Genomic DNA, 287 nt, shown 5'->3' on the forward strand with positions numbered 1-287 from the left:
CGTTTATCGAGAAATCGTTCTCCAGCATCAGAAAAAGCCGTTTGATGCGGTACTGCATTTAGGCGATTACATTTACGAATACGGCTCCGGTGGTTATGCCACCGAAAATGCGGCGTCCCTTGGACGTGAACCGAGCCGTGGTACTGAGTGTGTCAGCCTGCAAGATTATCGAGCACGTTATGCACAATATCGCCAAGATAGCGATCTACAAGCCTTGCATGCTTCGATGCCGATGATTGCAGTATGGGATGATCATGAAATTGCTAATGACACTTGGCTTAATGGCG

The 287-nt window shown here is 48.1% G+C and carries 1 protein-coding gene; it reads left to right on the forward strand.

What is annotated here, in order from left to right:
• Nucleotides 1-287: alkaline phosphatase D family protein (locus RMT89_RS42325; RefSeq protein ID WP_315889080.1), on the forward strand; the 287-nt coding region annotated here is incomplete at both ends.

It is taken from the genome of Streptomyces sp. P17 (assembly GCF_032436805.1).
Taxonomy (GTDB): Bacteria; Actinomycetota; Actinomycetes; order Streptomycetales; family Streptomycetaceae; genus Streptomyces.